The sequence below is a fragment of the Ewingella sp. C233 genome (assembly GCF_055407225.1).
On sequence record NZ_JBUZRI010000001.1, the window covers coordinates 1,991,105 to 2,003,968 of the forward strand.

The window sequence follows — 12,864 nt, forward strand, 5'->3', positions numbered from 1 at the left end:
CCGGTGAACACATCTAAATCACACAAAAGGTGACGTTACGTCACCTTTTGTTTATGTCACTTCTTCCCCCAATTCATCTCTGTTTACCTCAAAAAACATAACCACGTTGAATAAAACCCCCGGCTAAATTGACAAATAGCCATTGTGTACCGATATTCAATCGATCGAAATAGTACGTTTGCCGGTGGATTTGCTCATAAAGAAAACCATATTTGACCGGTTTGCGTGCGGATGTAAATCAAATGAACTATTAATGCCGTTGCCTTTCACCTGAAACCAAAAAAGTGCCACAATATGTCACTTTGCTTCAGGAATTGAATCACAGCTGGCTGCATGGCCAAACTGTGATGTTTATCCCGTGGCAGGCTACTGCACTAGACAGAGCTTATATTTTCTTACTTAGATACTGGCGCAGGGATTTTATGACTCATGTACCGACCTTTACACTTTCCCTTCTCCATCCACGTTACTGGCTAACCTGGATGGGTTTGGGGCTGCTTTATTTACTGGTGCTTTTGCCTTATCCGGTCATTTACCGTCTGGGCACAGGCCTCGGTCGCTTCTCTATGCGTTTCTTAAAACGCCGTTTTCATATCGCCCAGCGCAATCTGGAACTCTGCTTTCCCGACATGAGCCGTGAACAGCGCGATCACATGGTGCTGAAGAATTTTGAGTCCGTGGGTATGGGTCTGTTTGAAACAGGGATGGCCTGGTTCTGGCCGGACTGGCGCATCGAACGCTGGTTTAAGGTCAGCGGACTGGAACATATTCAAAAAGCCCGCGACAACCAGCAAGGTGTATTGCTTATCGGTGTACATTTTCTGACACTGGAATTGGGTGCCCGTATTTTTGGCATCCACAATCCGGGTGTCGGCGTTTACCGCCCGCATGACAATAAGCTGATGGACTGGATCCAGACTAAAGGACGTATGCGTTCTAACAAGGCGATGATTGACCGCAAAGACCTCAAAGGGATGATTCGCAGCCTGAAACAGGGCGATATTATCTGGTACGCCCCGGACCACGATTACGGTCCTCGCAGCAGCGTCTTTGTACCCTTCTTCGCCGTTGACAAAGCTGCCACGACCACGGGCACCTATCTGCTGGCGCGAATGGGTAAACCGGCGATCATTCCCTTCACACCCCGTCGCCTTGAAGGTGGTAAAGGGTACGAGCTGCTGTTACACCCAGCCGTGGAAAATTTCCCACTGGATGATGAAGTCGTTGCAGCCACTTATATGAATAAAGTGGTAGAAAACGAAATCCGCCTGGCACCGGAACAGTACATGTGGCTACACCGTCGATTTAAGACCCGCCCTGAGGGTGAACCTTCTCTGTATCAGGCGACAGAATAAATCCCCGCTTCGGGTTCCTGGCTGGCACCACAGCAGCCAGGAACCCGAGTGAATCTGGCACTACTGCTTTTCCTCACGATTTCGCCCTTCTTTTGCATCCTCTTTGATCTAGCTCTGCCCTTCAAAATTAATGAACCTGTATTTTATTTATGCGTTAACTTTTCCGTAACATTATTGATGTGACTGATTATTAGGCGCATAATTATCCAGCTCAATGATAGTTACTCTTCTCTGACCTACTTTCATCAGCAGCTCAGAGTCAATGGACCTCTTTCATCGGTATTTTATGACCTCGGAACCTGCACCAGAAACGGCACCTGCCCCAATAAATTGGAAACGTAATCTCTTTGTCGCCTGGATCGGCTGCTTTCTTACCGGTGCTGCGTTTAGTCTGGTCATGCCTTTCCTGCCTTTGTACATCGAAACGCTCGGCGTTACCGGCCATGAATCCCTGAATATGTGGTCAGGGCTGGTATTCAGTATTACATTCCTATTTTCAGCAATTGCATCTCCCTTCTGGGGTGGGCTGGCTGACCGTAAGGGACGTAAGATCATGCTGCTGCGCTCGGCATTGGGCATGGCTATCGTGATGGCGCTGATGGGGGTAGCACAAAATATCTGGCAGTTACTGATCTTGCGCGCCCTGCTCGGGCTGCTCGGTGGTTTTGTTCCGAATGCCAATGCGTTGATCGCCACCCAAATCCCTCGAAATAAAAGCGGCTGGGCACTGGGGACGTTGTCTACCGGCGGGGTCAGCGGCGCACTGCTGGGGCCGATGGTGGGTGGGTTACTCGCCGATAGCTACGGATTACGGCCGGTGTTCTTCATCACTGCCAGCGTACTGTTTCTTTGCTTCCTGATGACCCTGTATTGTATCCGCGAACAGTTCGTTCCGATCCACAAAAAGGACATGCTGAGCCGCAAACAGGTTTTTGCTTCGCTGAAAAATCCCCGTCTGGTGCTTTTTCTGTTTATTACCACCCTGATTATTCAGGTCGCGACCGGCTCAATTGCCCCTATCCTGACGCTTTATGTACGTGAGTTAGCGGGTAACACCCAGAGTCTGGCGTTTATTAGCGGCATGATCGCTTCGGTTCCCGGCGTTGCCGCGCTGATGAGTGCGCCCAAATTGGGAAAACTGGGGGACCGGATTGGACCGGAAAGGATCCTGGTCGCCATGCTCGGCGTTTCAGTGCTGTTACTGATACCAATGGCCTTTGTACAAAATCCGCTGCAACTGGGGATCCTGCGTTTTATGCTCGGTGCTGCCGATGGCGCCCTGCTGCCCGCGGTCCAAACCCTGCTTATCTATAACTGCACCAATCAGGTCGCAGGCCGCGTATTCAGCTACAACCAGTCATTCCGCGATGTGGGCAATGTGACCGGCCCGCTGTTGGGTGCAGCGGTGTCGGCCAGTTACGGGTTTCGCACGGTATTCCTTGTCACCGCTCTGGTCGTGCTGTTCAACGCCATTTACTCCTACTGGTGTCTGCAGCGTCGGCCACGTCAGACGATGGTCGAGTAAACCCAGCCCTGAAGGTCAGACGGTCCAGTCGCGATGAGCCAGCACAACGCGATAACCGTCTGCATCTTCGAATGTTTTGCCTGTGTTATCCCAATAAGGGTTGTACGAAACGACCTCGATAAATCCGCCAGCCACTATTTGCTTGCACTGGCGTTGCCACGCCGGCTCATCCCGAATATAAAAAATCAGCAGGTTATCCTGCGTTGGCGCTCTGCCCACCGTGGTTCCCTGATGGTGGGTAAATTCAAGATGATAGTGATGCTGCGGATGCCCGATCATCACACCAGAAAACCCCAGATGATCCTTAAACTCCCCCAGCGGTTCGAAGCCCAGGCCCTCGCAATACATCTTAGCGATGGTTTCCAGATTATCTGTCGGGCGTGCAATACGTAAAACGCTGTCGCGCGGGATCATAGATTTATCCTGATGAATAACGTGCTCTGAAAAATGACACTTATGAATGAAATTATGCGCAACTGGCATCCGAAAACTTGCATCCTCAGCCATAACGTCAACAATTAGTGAGTCAGGCAAACATTGGCTGGTCATTTATCCTTATCCCGTTAGCCATTAATAACTAACGTATTCATTAAACATTAGCCGGAACCCCCGTGAAAGCAACTCAGGAGAAAGAGATGAGCATGTACGCAACCCTGGAAGAAGCTGTTGATGCCGCGCGCGAAGAATTTCTTGAGGCAACACAGGACACGAGAGGCAGTGATGAAGCGCCGGTCCCGGAGCAGTTCAATCTGCAAAAGTATATTTTGCAGGATGGTGACATCATGTGGCAGGCCGAATTTCTGTCTAATGAAGGTGATTCAATTGAGAGTCTGACCTTTCGCAGCGGTGCTGCTGCACAGGCCATTTTTGATGACGATTATGATAAACGCGAACTTGAAGAGGAGTGGATGGAAGAGAGTACGTTATATGAATGGGACGAGGGCGAATATCAGCATGAACCGCCGCTTGACAGCGAAGAAGGCGCAGCCGCTGCCAGTGAATGGGATGACGAAGATGATTATCCTGGCCGCGATATCGACTAACCGTTCACATGCACAACGTTATTCATAGGGTCCGTGGCGGGCATCAATAGGCAACATAAAAGTATCGACTATCATCGCCAGCGGTACGTCGATCACCGTGACATAACGCCACGGCCCTTCACGGACATCCCACTGCACACCCGGATAATATTGATTACCGTGTCCCTGGCCGGGAACAGTACGGCTGATAATACTGCCACAGCCGGTCAGGGTCACTGCGGTGATTGCTACCAGAGTGCCGCGTAATATAACTCGTTTAATCACTTCGCTTACCTATTAAAGCCGATAAAAAGGGCAGCATGCATCAGCATACTGCCCATTATTTTCTTCAGCGTATTTCAGCTTACCCGTTTAGGCAGGCTTCGTTTCCAGCGTTTGTGTTTCAGGGAAAGCCTGAACATTACGTGGCAACTCACTGTAATACGCACTCCAGGCGTGCTGGTCTGGTTGAGTCCATACGGCGGAGTGCAGACGGGCCATCAGTACCGGATCACTTAGCAGGATCAAGCGATCTGCCTTGCCCAACGCTTTTGGACCGGTCTTAAAGGCCAATTCAAGGCGTTGCTGACGACCATTTTCTACGATAGGGCGCAGCAGGTGACGTGACGTCGCCATACCGGTTGCCAGGGCGTTGAAAGTCGGGTCAAACACGGCGTGCATGAAGCCATTTTTCAGCATACGCGAACGGTTAAGTTTGAGGTATTCCTCAGTCGCCACCAGTTCACGCGGTGGGTTGTACTCTTCCGGGATAAGAAACAGTTTGGCCTTTTTGCTCTTGATTCCCAGTGTGGCACGGCTCGACAGCACGGACACAAATGGCGAAAGGATCAATGAGAAGACGATCGGTGATAACCACCACAGGAAGCGCAGATCGAGCCACGCCATGCCGCCAGCCCACACAGCACCCAATAGCAGTTGCGAACCATGACGTTTAAAAGCTTCGCCCCAAGGGGTGTCATCATCGTCACGCTGCGGTGAGTTCCATACTACTTCCCAACCCAGGAAGGCGCTGACCACGAAAACAGTGTGAAACAGCATACGCACCGGCGCCAGCAGCACGGAGAACAGCATCTCCAGCAGCATCGACAGGAACAGACGGATGCCACCACCGAACTCTTTCGCACCTTTCGCCCAGATCAACACGATACTGAGAAGTTTAGGCAGGAACAGCAATACCAGCGTGGTAGAGAACAGCGCAATGGCCAGTTCAGGACGCCACTGCGGCCAGACCGGGAACAGTTGCCGCGGTTGCAGGAAGTACTGCGGCTCCATCAGGGTATGTACTACCTGCAACGCCGTAGACAGGGCCAGGAACATAAACCACAGCGGCGCTGAAAGGTAGGACATGACACCGGTCAGGAACACGGCACGGTGAACCGGGTGCATACCTTTAACCAGGAACAGGCGGAAGTTCATCAGGTTGCCATGGCACCAGCGACGGTCGCGTTTCAGCTCGTCGAGCAGGTTCGGCGGCAACTCTTCGTAACTGCCCGGCAGGTCATAGGCTATCCAGACGCCCCAACCCGCACGGCGCATCAATGCGGCTTCCACGAAGTCATGGGACATGATTGAACCGGCGAACGAACCCTCACCCGGCAACGGTGCCAGTGCACAGTGTTCGATAAAGGGTTTCACACGGATGATGGCGTTATGCCCCCAGTAGTGCGATTCGCCCAACTGCCAGAAGTGCAGACCGGCCGTAAACAACGGGCCATATACTCGGGTAGCAAACTGCTGGCAACGCGCATACAGCGTATCCATACCAGACGCTTTTGGCGCAGACTGGATAATACCGGCGTTCGGGTTGGCATCCATCAGACGAGCCAGACCGGTGAGACATTCACCGCTCATAACGCTGTCGGCATCCAGAATCACCATGTAGGCGTATTCTCCCCCCCAGCGACGGCACCAGTCATCAATGTTGCCACTTTTACGTTTCACGCGACGACGACGACGGCGGTAGAAGATTCGGCCATGTCCTTCGACGTCGCGGCACACTTCCATCCAGGCTTTTTGCTCTGCGACGCAGATATCCGGGTCGTAACTGTCGCTCAGGACGTAAATATCAAACTGGTCCAGATCGCCGGTGGCTTTCACTGATTCATAAGTTGCACGCAGACCCGCGAATACGCGTTCCACATCTTCGTTACAAATCGGCATGATAAGCGCAGTACGGTTCTTCGGATTCAGCGGTTCAAGGCCGGTGGTTGAGGCCGTGATGCTGTATTTATCCCGTCCGATAAGCAGTTGTAAAAAGCCCATCAGCGCCGTCCAGAACCCGGCGGAAACCCAGCAGAACAGTATGGCAAACAGCACCAGGATCCCGGTCTGTAAAACGTATGGCAACAATTGAAGTACCGACTGCAGCCAGTCCTGATTGAGCATATCGGCAGGATCAATCAGCGCCCAGCCCTGATAAGGCAGGATGGTTTTCATATACCATGTGGCGATGGCGGTTTGCACCAGCATCAGTACCAGCAAGGTATAACGACGCACTGAACCGGCGTGACGCCATCTTTTTTCCGACTCAGGCATTTCCGCTGAGGTATAACGACGTGCAGCCGCGCTACGCCCCATCATGGAGTCCCAGAAGCGGCCTACCGGATTGGTACGCCAGACATCAGGAAACATGCTGGAACGTTTGACCGGAGGCATAGCACTGAGGATGGTACGGCCTTCGTTGTCCACATCGGACAAGCTGCCATTTTCCATCGCATCTGGCCAACCTGCGGCCACGCGGGCCTGTACGGAAACCAGTGGCGCATCGATATCAGCAATATCGCTGCTTTGTGTTGTAGCACCGCCTAAACGACGGTGCACGGTGGCAAAGGCCTCCTCTTCAGCAGCAGGAAGCTGCTGAGTGAGAGCCGCTTTCTGTTCTTCAGTAAGCGGCAAAGCCTTCACGTAATCTTGGGTAGAATGCGTTGACTTATTCATTTGCAGGCAGCTGATAGCTCCAGGTTTCACTCAGTGTTTTTTCGCCATTCACCAGAGAAGCACGCATTTCGATCGGCTTCTTAGGGTCTTTCACTTTCACGCGCAGCGTCAGACGCCAGCCTTTAGTGACAGGATTATAGCGGACATTGTTTTCAACCAGATCACCGTTGTCACCGATACTGACCTGAGAGGCCACCGGGGTGTCAGCTTTCAGGGCTTTCAGATTCGGACCGACAAAATCAACCAAGAAAGCGACGCTGCCGTCAGCTTCGCGGGTCAGATTAGACTGCTTCACGTCACCGGTAGAGCGCATAGTACGCTGTACCCACGCCAGATCCGGAGAATGCAGTTTTTCTTCGTCACGGCTGAAGTGCAGACGATAGTTCAGATCCAGAGGTTTGCCGACTTCAGGCAACTGCTCAGGTGTCCAGAATGCAACGATGTTGTCATTGGTCTCATCGGCGGTAGGAATTTCCACCAGCTCGATTTTACCTTTACCCCAATCACCCTTGGTTTCGACCCAGCCACTTGGACGCAGATCATAACGGTCATCGAGATCTTCGAAGTTGGAGAACTCACGGCCACGTTGCAGCAAACCAAAGCCTTTCGGGTTTTCCATGGTGAACTGGCTGACGGCCAAATGTTTCGGATTATTTAGCGGACGCCAGATCCACTCACCGTTACCAGCCTGCATAGAAAGACCGTTAGAGTCATGCAGCGCCGGGCGATAATTCATCACTGGAGACGGCTGGTTAGCACCAAACAGGTACATGCTAGTGAGCGGAGCGATGCCCAGTTTGCCAACTTTGTCACGCAGGTACACTTTAGACTGAACGTCTACGGTCGCTTCTTTACCCGGATACACATCCAGACGGTAAGCGCCTGTAGCTCGCGGAGAATCCAGCAGCGCGTAAATCACCAGGTGTTTCTCATCCGGATTCGGACGTTCAATCCAGAATTCACGGAAACGTGGGAACTCTTCACCAGACGCCAGAGCAGTATCGATAGCCAGACCACGGGCAGACAGACCATAAACCTGGCCTTTGCCAATCACGCGGAAGTAGCTGGCACCCAGCACACTCATAATTTCATCATCTTTATCGGCTTTATTGATCGGATAAAGAACTTTGAAACCGGCGAAGCCGAGGTTTTTGACCGTGTCAGCATCGTGCTTCACGTTGCCAAAATTGAAGTAGTCCGGGCTATATTTGATTTCTTTGACAGTGTTAGCCGTCACTTCATTGATTTTCACCGGCGTGTCGAAATACATGCCCTGGTGATAGAACTCAAGCTTGAAAGGCGTGTTCAGGTTTTTCCAGTACGCTTTATCATGATTGAATTGAATTTGTTGGTAGTCCGCGAATTTCAGATCGCGAAGCTGCGATGGAAGGTTGCTCTTCGGCGCTTCGTAGCCTTTGTCAGCTAACGCTTTGGCCTGTTTGGCAACATCATCAATAGAAAAAGCCCAGGCAGATGAAGAGATCAAAGACATCAACACTGCGGCACTCAGCAAACGGACTTTAGTCATACGTGGCCCTTTGGAAAAATTTTTACCCGGCACATCCCCTCCTTTACGTGCGCTAAACTCATCATTCTTTTTTAAAGTTTAAAGGAACAGTCAGGTTTCCGACAACATGAGAGATTGATGGTTCATCCCGTTGATGAACCGTTTAAGCACACAACGCTACAAGGATATCAATTCGTTGAAACTCCGGCTATGGAAACTTGTCCTATAACTTGTTCTATAACATAGTAGGTTCACGCCAGATAAATTAAGCTAACGTAAGGAACGAACACTTTTCCTTACGACAGATTATTACCCTGTTCGCAATTTAAGCACTAAAATCAGGATAAGCTTCATACAACGGATACGTAATGAAAACACAAAATAATCAGCGTGAGTTCTTTTTGGACTCCATCCGGGCCTATTTGATGCTGCTCGGAATTCCATTCCATATATCATTGATTTACTCCAGCCATGTCTGGGCAGTAAACAGTGCCGTCCCCTCAAGTGGCCTGACGGTTTTCAATGACATAATCCACGCCTTCCGCATGCAGGTGTTTTTCGTTATATCCGGCTACTTCTCCTATATGCTGTATGAACGTTATGACCCGCAGAAATGGCTGAAGGTACGCCTCGAGCGAGTGGCTATCCCGCTGGCTGCGGCCTTCCCGCTGATCACGCTGCCGCAGCTGTACTTTCTGATGAAATTCACCGACAAATTCTCTAACTGGGATAGCCTCGGTCTTTATCAAAAAATCAATATCACCGTGTGGGAAATGGTTTCACATTTATGGTTCCTGCTGACCCTGGTGATCTTAACCAGTATTTGCTTTTATTTATTTAAATCTCTTAAAGAAATTAAGATTAATCGCATTAACGCAATTAAGAGCCGTACTAATAGCTTAGGAAAACTCTCAATTGTATTCTTATTTATCGGCTTAATTTACGCCACATTTAACCGCGCAATTTATATTTTCGCACCCGAACTGTTATCGAATGGCGCATTTAATTTCGTCGTAATGCAGACACTGTTCTACCTGCCCTTCTTTGTGATCGGTGCGTTTGCCTTCAAGTTTGCCTGGCTAAAAGAGTTGTTCATAAAACCTTCGGCTTGGGCAGGCGTTGTCAGTTTGTTCCTGTTCGTCGCCTACATGATCAACCAGCACATCAATACTCCACAACTTTACTCGATGGAACTGGATGCAATTATTACGTCATTGTTGGGTATCCTGATGGTCAACGTGGTGTTCTCCTTCAGCCACTATGTGTTGAATTTCCAGTCCCCATGGATAACCTATCTGGTGAATTCGTCCCTGTTCATCTATCTGGTTCACCATCCGCTGACCCTAATCTACGGCGCCTTTATTACCCCGCGCATTCACAATGACTGGGTTGGTTTTCTCGTCGGGCTGGTGTTTGTATTTGGTATCGCCTTCATACTGTATGAGATCCACAAACGCATCCCTGTGCTGCGTTTCCTCTTCTCGGGTAAACCGGAACGGGCCCAGGTTAAAGCGCAAAATCAGCATTCATAATGTGCGTTCAGGCGAAGGTATCTGAGCCATAAAAAGGCGGCCATGAGGTTTCTCTGGCCGCCTTTTTTATTATGAAACCCATCATCTACCCTGATGACGTATCAATCGTCGGCACGGCAGACATCCCAACCTTGAGTCGCCCGGCACTCTCCTGCCCCTGATCCAGCACGATTTTCACCGCCAGCCGCTGCACAACTTTGGTGTAATTACCCGTAGCGTTGTCCGGCGCGATGGGTGCAAACGTGACGCCTGTCGCGGGCGATATACTCTCCACCCGCCCTTTAAATATGACGCCGGGTAAAGCATCAACTTTCACCATCACTGCCTGCCGCGGCGCTACGTCGGCCAGCTGAGTTTCAAGATAGTTAGCCACAACATAGGCATGTTGCAGCGGCACTACGGCTAAAATACGCGTTCCAGCGCTCACATATGCCCCCACGCGCACTGATCTTTGACCGACGATCCCTTCAATGGGGGCTTTAATTTCCGTATAACTCAGATTGAGCTTTGCCTGCGCCAGTGCTGTTGCCGCAGAGTCAATAGCAGCTTTAGCCTGTGCCTGCCCGGCTTTAAGCACATCAACCTCTTTTTCCGCCGCCAGTACAGCGGCCATATCACTCTGTTGCGCCGCCTGTTTCGTGCGGTAGTTGGCGTCAGATTCATCGCGCTGATCGGCGGTGCCGGAGCCATTTTGCAGCAACCGCTTGTAGCGGTCAGCACTTTGCCTTGCATATGTAAGACTGGCTGCACCCGCGCTTGCCTGTGCCCTGGCCTGTAAAATAGTTTGCTGCTGTTTTCCCAGCTGCGCGGCATAACTCAACATCTGTGCATTAGCGGTTTCCAGATTAGCCTGCGCACTGAGTACCGCATTATGGTAATCACCATCATCAATACGGGCCAGCACATCTCCCGCTTTAACCCACTGATTATCAGCAACCAAAACTTCTGCAATAGTGCCTGAAATCCGTGGGGCCACCAGCGTGGAATCGGCAGAAATAAACGCATCATTGGTTTGAGGGCTTCCATTGCGAACCAGCATCTGCCAGACCGTGAACAGTAAAAGCGCGATAATCACCGCGGCAATCAGCCCGCCAAAGCGTATTGAAGAGATTTTAATCATATTGTGATTCTCGTTTGAACGTGCGGTCGAAAATGCAGGATGAATCTTTGGAGGTTAATCCCTGACTACGGCGCAAAGGTACGTTTCGGTAGCATTACCGCCAAAAATGTCAGTAAGAGTGCCAGCACGATGATCCCCAGATAACTATCCGAAATGCCCAGAACCAGCGACTGTTTGCGCACCAGCTGAGAAAACTGCCCCAGAATTTCGGCAGAGATGGCTGAACCATCACCCTTCAGCGGAGCCAGAAATGTGCTGACACCGTCGTAAGGCTGGGACAGTAAATAGCTGTTGTTCCCGGCATGATTAAGCAATACGTTCGAATGAATCTGCTGCCTGTGATGGAGAAACTCTGCAAGGAGTGCGCCACCAGCAATACTGCCCGTTGCCCGGACCGTGTTGAACATCGCCGACGCAAAGGGTCCTTCATGTGGTAAAACCACGCTGGTCGCCCCCATCAGGATGGGCATAACAGCCATTGGCTGGCCGAAAGCCTGCATTATCTGGATCGGGTAGAAATTATCCCGCGACCACGCCGTCGTCAGCTGGCTTCCCCAAAAACACGAGAAAGCCATCAACCCAAGACCGCAGACCAATACCCAGCGGCTATCCACCCAGCGAATATTGAGCAAAGCCGCCACCAGCGGTGCCAGGATTAACTGGGGTAAACCAATAGTCAGCGCCAGTGGCCCAAACTGAACGGCGCGAAATCCTTCCACCTGCGCCATATAACCTGAGGGCAGCGCAGAACCGGAAAGAAATAACAGCATCAGCCCAAAGAGCGTCAGCAATCCGTGTGAAAGGTTACGACGACTAAGCATTTGCAGCTTGAACAGCGGCAAAGGGTGGTACCACTCATTGACGATGAAAAGGGTCAGCAGCGCCAGTGAGGCAAGGAACATCAGGGTGATCAGCGGCGAGTTGAACCAGTTCAGCCTCTCGCCCTGCTGCAGGACCAGCACCAATAACGCCATGCCGCTACAACCGGTGAACATACCAATACGATCCATCTGCCTTAATCGCTCAAAACGCATGGGATCCTGCGGGATACCGTAACCCATCATTATAAAACCGACCACGCACGGCGGGATCACCTGCCAGAATACCCATTGCCAACCGACGTAGTCGGTCCAGACGGCAGCCATGGATGTCGCGACATTGGGCCCAAAAGTGGCAGTCAGTGCGAAAGCACTCAACCCATATAACTTATAATGTGGGGGCAGGAAGCGCAGCGCTACGGTCATCAGCAATGGAGGAAGCGCCCCACCAAATACCCCCTGAATGCTCCGTAAAATGATAAGAGCCGTCAGATTGTGTGCAAAGGGGATAAGCGCGGCCAGCAGGATAAACCCGGCAGTCATACCCATCGCGAAACGGCGGATAGAAAAGGTCATCGCCATCCACGGTGCCACCATCGTGGCCGCCACAGCAGCAGCCTGATAAGCACCAATCAGCCATGATCCCTGGTCGCTGCTGATGCTCAGCACTCCACGTACATCCACCAACGCGATATCTGTCACCCGATCATTCAGACCAGAACTTAACGAGGCAAGCAGCACCCCGAGGAGTCCAATTACCAGCTTCAGGGTGAAAGGTTGGGGTAAGGGGGAGACGGCTATGGGCTCAGGTCCCCCGGCTGCCACGTGTAATGCAACGGATTGGTTCATTAATTTCCTGTTGACCCCGCGGCTTATCTTGCCCGTTGGTGTTGGATGGCAGGGTTATCGTCTCTGAGCTCAACACTTATTCTGCTCCAAAATATTTTCGGTTCACTGCACCGCAATACGATACAGTGAAAATACTATAATACGGGACACTGTATTGCAATGTGATTGGGGTTTGTTT

At 51.2% G+C, this 12,864-nt stretch carries 10 protein-coding genes; 4 read left to right on the forward strand and 6 right to left on the reverse strand.

Translation table 11 applies throughout. From position 1 onward, the window contains the following. Positions 1-422 precede the first annotated feature (422 nt). Together ACZRKO_RS09040 and mdtG are read left to right on the forward strand one after the other, a co-directional pair. Positions 423-1,355 (forward strand): Kdo(2)-lipid IV(A) acyltransferase, encoded by a 933-nt coding sequence (locus tag ACZRKO_RS09040; protein WP_463736864.1) that lies wholly within the window; start codon positions 423-425, stop codon positions 1,353-1,355. A 286-nt stretch (positions 1,356-1,641) separates the two neighbouring features. Continuing rightward, complete coding sequence (gene mdtG, locus ACZRKO_RS09045; protein WP_463736865.1) at positions 1,642-2,880, forward strand: multidrug efflux MFS transporter MdtG; 1,239 nt, start codon at positions 1,642-1,644, stop codon at positions 2,878-2,880. Between the two features lie 15 nt (positions 2,881-2,895). On the opposite strand, the gene ACZRKO_RS09050 is transcribed toward mdtG, so the two are convergent. Continuing rightward, positions 2,896-3,294 (reverse strand): VOC family protein, encoded by a 399-nt coding sequence (locus ACZRKO_RS09050; RefSeq protein WP_463736866.1) that lies wholly within the window; start codon positions 3,292-3,294, stop codon positions 2,896-2,898. A gap of 221 nt (positions 3,295-3,515) precedes the next feature. Here ACZRKO_RS09050 and ACZRKO_RS09055 point away from each other — a divergent pair, with 221 nt between their 5' ends. Beyond that, positions 3,516-3,923: a MysB family protein gene (locus ACZRKO_RS09055; protein ID WP_463737516.1), complete on the forward strand. Its 408-nt coding sequence runs from the start codon at positions 3,516-3,518 to the stop codon at positions 3,921-3,923. An 18-nt stretch (positions 3,924-3,941) separates the two neighbouring features. Here the strand turns inward: ACZRKO_RS09055 and ACZRKO_RS09060 are convergent, their stop codons facing one another. The 3 genes from ACZRKO_RS09060 to ACZRKO_RS09070 all read right to left on the reverse strand — a co-directional run bounded on the left by ACZRKO_RS09060 (position 3,942) and on the right by ACZRKO_RS09070 (position 8,388). Beyond that, positions 3,942-4,187, reverse strand: coding sequence for a YceK/YidQ family lipoprotein (locus ACZRKO_RS09060; protein ID WP_463736867.1), 246 nt, complete (start codon positions 4,185-4,187; stop codon positions 3,942-3,944). Positions 4,188-4,274: 87 nt separating this feature from the next. Then, positions 4,275-6,860, reverse strand: coding sequence for a glucans biosynthesis glucosyltransferase MdoH (mdoH, locus tag ACZRKO_RS09065; RefSeq protein WP_463736868.1), 2,586 nt, complete (start codon positions 6,858-6,860; stop codon positions 4,275-4,277). Next, positions 6,853-8,388, reverse strand: coding sequence for a glucan biosynthesis protein G (locus tag ACZRKO_RS09070; RefSeq protein WP_463736869.1), 1,536 nt, complete (start codon positions 8,386-8,388; stop codon positions 6,853-6,855). Before ACZRKO_RS09070 ends, mdoH begins: the two co-directional genes overlap by 8 nt. A gap of 347 nt (positions 8,389-8,735) precedes the next feature. Here ACZRKO_RS09070 and mdoC point away from each other — a divergent pair, with 347 nt between their 5' ends. Beyond that, positions 8,736-9,899 carry a glucans biosynthesis protein MdoC gene (gene mdoC, locus ACZRKO_RS09075; protein WP_463736870.1) on the forward strand — a complete coding sequence of 388 codons (1,164 nt, stop codon included), beginning with the start codon at positions 8,736-8,738 and terminating at the stop codon, positions 9,897-9,899. Between the two features lie 85 nt (positions 9,900-9,984). On the opposite strand, the gene ACZRKO_RS09080 is transcribed toward mdoC, so the two are convergent. Further along, the gene (locus ACZRKO_RS09080) at positions 9,985-11,019 is read right to left on the reverse strand and encodes an HlyD family secretion protein (protein WP_463736871.1); all 1,035 of its coding nucleotides are present in this window, start codon (positions 11,017-11,019) and stop codon (positions 9,985-9,987) included. Between the two features lie 65 nt (positions 11,020-11,084). Further along, positions 11,085-12,686 (reverse strand): MFS transporter, encoded by a 1,602-nt coding sequence (locus ACZRKO_RS09085; RefSeq protein WP_463736872.1) that lies wholly within the window; start codon positions 12,684-12,686, stop codon positions 11,085-11,087. Positions 12,687-12,864: the final 178 nt, after the last annotated feature.

Excerpts from the sequence above, each read along its gene's own strand:
- ACZRKO_RS09040 (WP_463736864.1), top strand. The coding sequence starts at position 423 with ATGACTCATGTACCGACCTTTACACTTTCCCTTCTCCATCCACGTTAC.
- mdtG (WP_463736865.1), top strand. The coding sequence starts at position 1,642 with ATGACCTCGGAACCTGCACCAGAAACGGCACCTGCCCCAATAAATTGG.
- ACZRKO_RS09050 (WP_463736866.1), bottom strand. The coding sequence starts at position 3,294 with ATGATCCCGCGCGACAGCGTTTTACGTATTGCACGCCCGACAGATAAT.
- ACZRKO_RS09055 (WP_463737516.1), top strand. The coding sequence starts at position 3,516 with ATGAGCATGTACGCAACCCTGGAAGAAGCTGTTGATGCCGCGCGCGAA.
- mdoH (WP_463736868.1), bottom strand. The coding sequence starts at position 6,860 with ATGAATAAGTCAACGCATTCTACCCAAGATTACGTGAAGGCTTTGCCG.
- ACZRKO_RS09070 (WP_463736869.1), bottom strand. The coding sequence starts at position 8,388 with ATGACTAAAGTCCGTTTGCTGAGTGCCGCAGTGTTGATGTCTTTGATC.
- mdoC (WP_463736870.1), top strand. The coding sequence starts at position 8,736 with ATGAAAACACAAAATAATCAGCGTGAGTTCTTTTTGGACTCCATCCGG.
- ACZRKO_RS09080 (WP_463736871.1), bottom strand. The coding sequence starts at position 11,019 with ATGATTAAAATCTCTTCAATACGCTTTGGCGGGCTGATTGCCGCGGTG.
- ACZRKO_RS09085 (WP_463736872.1), bottom strand. The coding sequence starts at position 12,686 with ATGAACCAATCCGTTGCATTACACGTGGCAGCCGGGGGACCTGAGCCC.